The sequence below is a fragment of the Dietzia sp. DQ11-38-2 genome (genome assembly GCF_014145055.1).
Taxonomy (GTDB): Bacteria; Actinomycetota; Actinomycetes; order Mycobacteriales; family Mycobacteriaceae; genus Dietzia.
In genome coordinates this window covers 1-6386 of sequence record NZ_JAALDW010000234.1, presented here as the reverse complement: position 1 = coordinate 6386, position 6386 = coordinate 1, and the positions used below count along the sequence as shown (strand labels likewise).

At 68.7% G+C, this 6386-nt stretch carries 7 protein-coding genes; 3 read left to right on the top strand and 4 right to left on the bottom strand.

All coding sequences use genetic code 11. The features are described 5' to 3' along the window. The coding region (locus G6026_RS08865) for a hypothetical protein (RefSeq protein WP_182612951.1) at nt 1-340 on the bottom strand (340 nt) is incomplete at its 3' end. Between the two features lie 72 nt (nt 341-412). On the opposite strand from G6026_RS08865, the gene G6026_RS08860 reads away from it, so the two are divergent. After that, complete coding sequence (locus G6026_RS08860; protein WP_182612950.1) at nt 413-1393, top strand: 4-hydroxy-3-methylbut-2-enyl diphosphate reductase; 981 nt, start codon at nt 413-415, stop codon at nt 1391-1393. Nucleotides 1394-1406: 13 nt separating this feature from the next. Here the strand turns inward: G6026_RS08860 and G6026_RS08855 are convergent, their stop codons facing one another. Both G6026_RS08855 and G6026_RS08850 read right to left on the bottom strand, forming a co-directional pair. Beyond that, nucleotides 1407-1898 carry a DUF6542 domain-containing protein gene (locus G6026_RS08855; protein WP_182612949.1) on the bottom strand — a complete coding sequence of 164 codons (492 nt, stop codon included), beginning with the start codon at nt 1896-1898 and terminating at the stop codon, nt 1407-1409. An 11-nt stretch (nt 1899-1909) separates the two neighbouring features. Further along, nucleotides 1910-3424, bottom strand: a complete 1515-nt coding sequence (locus G6026_RS08850; RefSeq protein WP_182612948.1) for an AI-2E family transporter — start codon at nt 3422-3424, stop codon at nt 1910-1912. 99 nt (nt 3425-3523) lie between these two features. Between G6026_RS08850 and ychF the strand changes: the two genes are divergently transcribed. Beyond that, on the top strand, nt 3524-4603 hold the full coding sequence (ychF, locus tag G6026_RS08845; protein WP_107756793.1) for a redox-regulated ATPase YchF: 1080 nt from the start codon (nt 3524-3526) through the stop codon (nt 4601-4603). A 58-nt stretch (nt 4604-4661) separates the two neighbouring features. Here ychF and G6026_RS08840 read toward each other — a convergent pair whose 3' ends face one another. Then, entirely contained in the window at nt 4662-5198 is a 537-nt protein-coding gene (locus G6026_RS08840; RefSeq protein ID WP_182612947.1) for a TetR/AcrR family transcriptional regulator, read from the bottom strand. An 84-nt stretch (nt 5199-5282) separates the two neighbouring features. Here G6026_RS08840 and G6026_RS08835 point away from each other — a divergent pair, with 84 nt between their 5' ends. Then, nucleotides 5283-6203, top strand: a complete 921-nt coding sequence (locus tag G6026_RS08835) for an SDR family NAD(P)-dependent oxidoreductase (protein WP_182612946.1) — start codon at nt 5283-5285, stop codon at nt 6201-6203. Nucleotides 6204-6386: the final 183 nt, after the last annotated feature.

The window sequence follows — 6386 nt, the reverse complement described above, 5'->3', positions numbered from 1 at the left end:
CGTCGCCGTCGGCCCCCGCGTCCCCGTCCGGGCCCGCCGCGGTGCCGTACCGGGCGCCGTCCCCGGGCGTGTCGAGATCCTCGTCGAACGTCGCCCATTCCGGGTGGTCCGACCGGGCGGGGAACACCGTCGCGAGCACCCGGTCTCCCTTGACCGCGAGCCCCGCGACGGTCTGGCCGGCGTGGAGATACGTCTGCACCAGGCTGCCGGCGACCTTCACCGGGACCGTCGGGAGCGAGACCGCCGCCTGGACCGCACGCCCGGGGAGCTCCGCGGCGTACTCGACCGCGGAGGCGGCGACACCGATGGAGACGCGGGTGAGGAAGAAGGGTCGGAGCATGGGAACCTCTCTGCCGGGGGGCGTCCGGGAGGCGTGATGGTCGGAATCCAGTATGAACCGTACCCTGGTGCCATGACCGAGCAGACCGACATGATCGCCGAACCGGCAACCAAGCGAGTGCTTCTCGCGGAACCGCGTGGCTATTGCGCCGGCGTCGACCGGGCCGTCGAAACGGTCGAGAAGGCCCTGGCCAAGCACGGTGCACCGCTGTACGTGCGCAAGGAGATCGTGCACAACAAGCACGTGGTGGAGTCGTTCACCGACCAGGGCGTGATCTTCGTCGACGAGACGGACGAGGTCCCGCACGGCTCGAACCTGGTGTTCTCGGCCCACGGGGTCTCCCCGGCCGTCCGCGAGAGCGCCCTGCAACTGGAGTTGAACACGTTCGACGCGACCTGCCCGCTCGTCACCAAGGTCCACACCGAGGTCAAGCGCTTCGCCCGGGAGGGGTACCTGATCCTGCTGGTCGGCCACGAGGGCCACGAGGAGGTCGAGGGAACCGCGGGCGAAGCGCCCGACGTGGTGACCCTCGTCGACGGCCCCGAGTCCGTCGACGCCCTGGACATCCCCGTCGACGCCGAGAAGTTGATCTGGCTCTCGCAGACCACCCTCAGCGTCGACGAGACCATGGAGACGGTCCGCCGTCTCAAGGAGAAGTACCCGACGCTGATCGATCCGCCGTCGGACGACATCTGCTACGCGACGCAGAACCGGCAGGTCGCGGTCAAGACCATGGCACCGCAGTGCGACCTGGTGATCGTGGTGGGGTCGAGGAACTCGTCCAACTCGGTCCGGCTCGTCGAGGTTGCCCTGCAGGCCGGTGCGCGCGACGCCCACCTGGTGGACTACGCCAAGGAGATCGACACCTCCTGGCTCGAGGGCGTCACCACGGTCGGGGTGACCTCTGGCGCCTCCGTGCCCGAACTGCTGGTGCGCGGGGTGGTGGACCTGCTGGCCGACCACGGCTACAACGATGTGTCCTCGGTGCGGACCGCGCAGGAGACCATCACGTTCTCCCTGCCCCGCGAGCTCCGGGTCCCCAAGAAGGTCTAGAGCGGCAGGGGAGTCACCGGCGCGCGTGCGCCGGAGCCGCCCGCCGCCGATGGGCCGGTGCCGGGCGGGTGCGCCGGGGTTCCAGGACGAACGCCCGGATCAGCGCGATCGCGACCACCACGAGTGTGGTGGTGAGCATCAGCGGGAACCTGGTCGCCAGCGGCAGGACCATCGAGATCATCTGCGACCGCGAGAAGGCCGCCGCGCTCAGGCCCGCCCCCGCGATCACCGAGGCCAGCGGGACCAGTACGGACATGATGATCGGCGGCTGAATTCCGGCGACGAACAGTGCGCGACGCGAGACCGCCAGCACCGCGATCAGGCAGCCGAGGAAGTACCCCACGGTGAAGCCGGTCCCCAGGGCCCCGGAGAGCGAATCGATCGCCACCCCGGTGAGCGTGACGGCGACCGCGAGCAGGACCGCCGACCAGGCGGGGAGCCCACGTACGGTCGAGACGACGGACCTCTCGTCCGCGGGGACCCGTCCGCTCCTGCGTGTGTTCACGGGATGAGACTCTAACCGTCGAGTCGGCGAGCGAGGAATCTGCCGAAGCGCCGCAGCACGTTGGGCTTGCTCTCCGAAGGCGAGGGTCGGTTGCCGTACACGGCGTGGGGATCGACCGGACCCGTGGGAGGATTCGCGTGGTCGGTCGACGGGTCCTCGGCGTTCGGGTCGGGCGGGACCACCTCGTCGTCGTCGATCGGCAGGGTCCCCACCACCGACCCACTCTCACCGGTCGCCTCGACCGACCCGCTGTCGGGTGCCCCGTGGGGGTGTCCCGGCCGGGTGTCCTTGATCCCCGCCATGATGGCGCTGCTGCTCTTGCGCAGTGGCGCGAACCTCGAACTGGACATCTCGCCGAGCCAGGCCGTCAGACGCCCCTCGTCGGTGGCGGACGCGAGGTCGGATGCCGTCACGTCCCCGGTCCGCAAGTCGATCTGCTCACCGAGGTACCGGAGCATCACGGCGGCCACCGCCAGTATCGGCACCGCGAGGAACGCCCCGATGATGCCGAAGAGGGTGCCACCGGCGGCCACGCCGAGCAGGATCACGACGGGGTGCAGGTTCATCGCCCGCGACTGGAGGATCGGCTGGAGGATGTTGCTCTCGAGCTGCTGCACCGCGATGATCACGACGAGCACGATGATCGCGGTGGTCAGGCCGTTGGCCACCAGCGCGATGAGCACAGCCAGCGCGCCGGCCGTGAAGGCACCGACGATCGGGATGAATCCGGCCAGGAAGGTGATGACCGCCAGCGCCCACGCCAGCGGTACGCCCAGGATGACCAGTGCCAGGCCGATGAAGAAGGCGTCGACGAACGAGACGATCGCCTGCGCGCGGATGTACCCGCCGAGGGTGTTCCAGCTGCGGGTGAGGACCTCGGTGAGGTGGCGACCGGCGTTGCGGCCGGCGATCCGGCGCACGAACGGCAGGAACCGGGGGCCGTCCTTGATGAAGAAGAACGTGAGCACCAGGACCAGCACGAAGGTGATGAGGAGTGAGCCCACCGCGGTGACGCCGGTGAACACACCGTTGGCGATCTGGTCGCCCCGGTCCTGCAGCGTCGAGCTGAGCTGGCCCAGCACGCTGTCGAGCTGCTCGTCCCTGATGTTCAGGGGCGGGCCCCGGAGCCAGTCCTGGACCTCGCCGATCGCCTCGGAGGCCTGGTCCGCCAACTGGACGCTCTGATCGATGATCGACGGGGCGATCAGGGCGAGGATGCCCGCGACGGCCCCGAGTGAGCCGAGGAGGGAGATGAGCGCGGCAAGCGCTTTGGGGACGCCGTGGCGGGTCATCCACCCCGTCGGGGGCCAGAGGACCGTCGCCACGATGAGCGCGAGCAGGATCGGTAGGATGCCCACCCACAGCGCGCCACCGATCTGGCTGAGCAGCCATCCCGCGATGAGGAGGATGGCCAGGCGCAGCGCCCAGTCGGTGACCCAGCGCCCGCCGAGGCCGATGAGGACGGACCGGTCGACGTACTCCTCGTCTGTCCCGACCGGGGGAGGCGGTTTCGGCTCGTCGCTCATGGCACACATCCTGTCAGAGGTCTCGCCGACGCGCTCCCTGTGACCGCCAGGGGTGGCGGGCAGCGGGGACGCGGGGCCCGGGCCGTAGACTCAGGCCTCGTGAGTCTCACCCTCGGAATCGTCGGACTGCCCAATGTCGGTAAGTCGACCCTGTTCAACGCCCTGACGAACAACGACGCGCTGGCCGCGAACTACCCGTTCGCCACGATCGAGCCGAACATCGGGGTCGTGGACCTGCCGGACCCCCGACTGGCCCGGTTGGCCGAGATCTTCGGCTCCGAGCGGATCCTGCCCGCGGTGGTGTCCTTCGTGGACATCGCCGGGATCGTCAAGGGTGCCAGCACCGGTGAGGGGATGGGCAACAAGTTCCTCGCCAACATCCGCGAGGCCGAGGCCATCTGTCAGGTCGTGCGCGTGTTCGACGACCCGGATGTGATCCACGTCGACGGCCGCGTCGACCCGATGGCCGACATCGAGGTGATCGCCACCGAGCTGATCCTCGCGGACATGGAGACCCTCGAGAAGGCCGTTCCGCGCCTGGAGAAGGAGTCCCGCAAGGACAAGTCCCTGGTGCCGCAGCTCGAGGAGATCCGCAAGGCCCAGGCCGTGCTCGAGGACGGCCGGACCCTGTTCCAGGCGCAGGACGAGGTGGACCGCACACTGCTGCGGGACCTGCACCTGATGACGGCCAAGCCCTTCCTCTACGTCTTCAACGCCGACGAGGCCGTGCTCACCGACGCCGGGCGTCAGGCCGAGCTGCGCGCCGCGGTGGCTCCCGCCGACTGTGTGTTCCTCGACGCCAAGGTCGAGTCCGAGCTCCGCGAGCTCGACGAGGCCGACGCCATGGAGCTGCTCGAGTCGATCGGCCAGGAGGAACCGGGCCTGAACGCGCTCGCCCGCGCCGGCTTCCACACCCTGGGCCTGCAGACCTACCTGACAGCCGGGCCCAAGGAGTCGCGCGCCTGGACTATCCGCAAGGGCGACACCGCTCCCAAGGCCGCCGGCGTGATCCACACCGACTTCGAGAAGGGCTTCATCAAGGCCGAGATCGTGTCGTTTGACGACCTCGACGCCGCCGGGTCCATGGCCGCCGCGAAGGCCGCCGGCAAGGTGCGCATGGAGGGCAAGGACTACGTCATGGCCGACGGCGATGTGGTGGAGTTTAGGTTCAACGTCTAGACGGCCTTCTATGACGGAGTCGGACGACCTTGTCGCTGTTCCGTGCCCGTCTGGCGACTCAGGTCGGGCTCAACCCCGCCAGAACCACCTCGAGTAACTGATCCCGGTCGCTGCCGTCCCCGAGCCGCACAGCGTGTTCGACTCCGCAGACGAGTCGCTGAACCTGGTCGAGCGAGATGTCCGGCCGCACAGCTCCCGCGGCAATCGCGTTGGTGAGTGTCGTCTGCGCGAGGCCGAAGAGTTCGTCGCGGAGGCCGCGCACCGCGGTGGAAGTCTCGTCCGAGAGCAGCATGAGTTGTAGACCCTCGTGCTGGAGTTGTCGGGTGGCCGTCTCCCGCACGAGCTGCGTGAAGGCACGGCTTGGGTCGGGTTCCTCGGCGGCGGCCCGGGCCTTGTCGACGAGTTGGTCCAAGGCCTCCAGGGTGAGTGCCTCGACCAGTGCGGTCACCGTCGGGAAGTGGCGGTAGACGGTGGCCACGCCCACGTCCGCCTGACGGGCGAGGTCGTTGAGGCGGAGCTCGGAGATCGGCTGCCTGCGCGCGGCCTCGAGGATCTTGGCGCGGGACCGTGCGGCGTCTGATCTGAGAGTGGGCACAGGCACACCCTACCAAAGTGGACTTTCTATCCGTTTCGGCGCTATCCTCTAAGTGGATAGACCATCCACTTAGAGGAGTTCATCATGACCTGGGATCCCACCCGCCTACCAGACCTCGCCGGGCGCGTCTATGCCGTGACCGGTGCGACCGGGGGTATCGGTTACTTCGCTGCTGAGCAGCTCGCCGCCGCTGGCGCGCAGGTGATCCTCGCGTCGCGGTCAGCTCGGAAGATCGAGGTGGCCGCGGCGGCGATCCGGGGTCAGGTGCCTGACGCCATCACCGGGTCCGTCCCCTTCGATCTCACGTCACTGGACTCTGTTCGCGAGGGCGCTGAACGGCTAGCGGTTCTGCCACGGTTGGACGGCATTTTCCTGAACGGGGGTCCCATGGAGTTCTCCGCCCGGGCGAGGACGCAGGATGGCCTGCCCCTCATGGTCGGGGCCCACACGGTGTCCAATGTCGCTCTGGTCGCGAGGCTTCTCGACGCGTACTCGTCTCAGAATCGCGATCATCCCCTCAGGATCGTCCATGCCTCCACCGGGTTCGTTCAGCGGTTCCGCATGGAGGTGACGGACGTCCGCGCCAGGCCTCGCACCGGTATCGGCGCCTACATCCTGGCGAAGACGCTCACCGAACTGTATGCCTATGAGCTGGACCGGCGAGTGCGTGCCGCCGGCCTCCCGATCGCGTCCATCGTCACGCGACCGGGCGTGGGTGTTGACGCCAAGACGCCGCAGCGTCCGGGGATCCGGGACTCCACCGTTGCCTACCGGCGGAACCCGTATACGCCGTGGGCGCAGGGAAAGGATGCGGCGGCGTGGTCGGGTGTGCGCGCGCTGGCGAGCCCTGATGCCGTCGGTGGCGAGTTCTACGGCCCGAGGAAGCTTGCCGGGCCCCCACTCCGTCTGTCCCCCTCACTCCACACGAGCGCTCCGGACCCGGGCATCGCAGAACGGCTCTGGGCCGGACTCCACGACCTCGCCGGCACGCAGGTGCGCTTCTAGCGTGCGGACCAGTCAGCGCGTGACCATCGGAGTGGCTGAGGACCAGGACGGCCACGCCTGCGCTCAGCAGGGCATCGAGGCCGTTTCACCGTCGCGACGGCAGCCCTCGTCGTCGTCACATCATGTCGCGTGAGGGACCTGATCACGGTGACGTGAGCCGCGCGATCAGCCGTTCGACCCGCC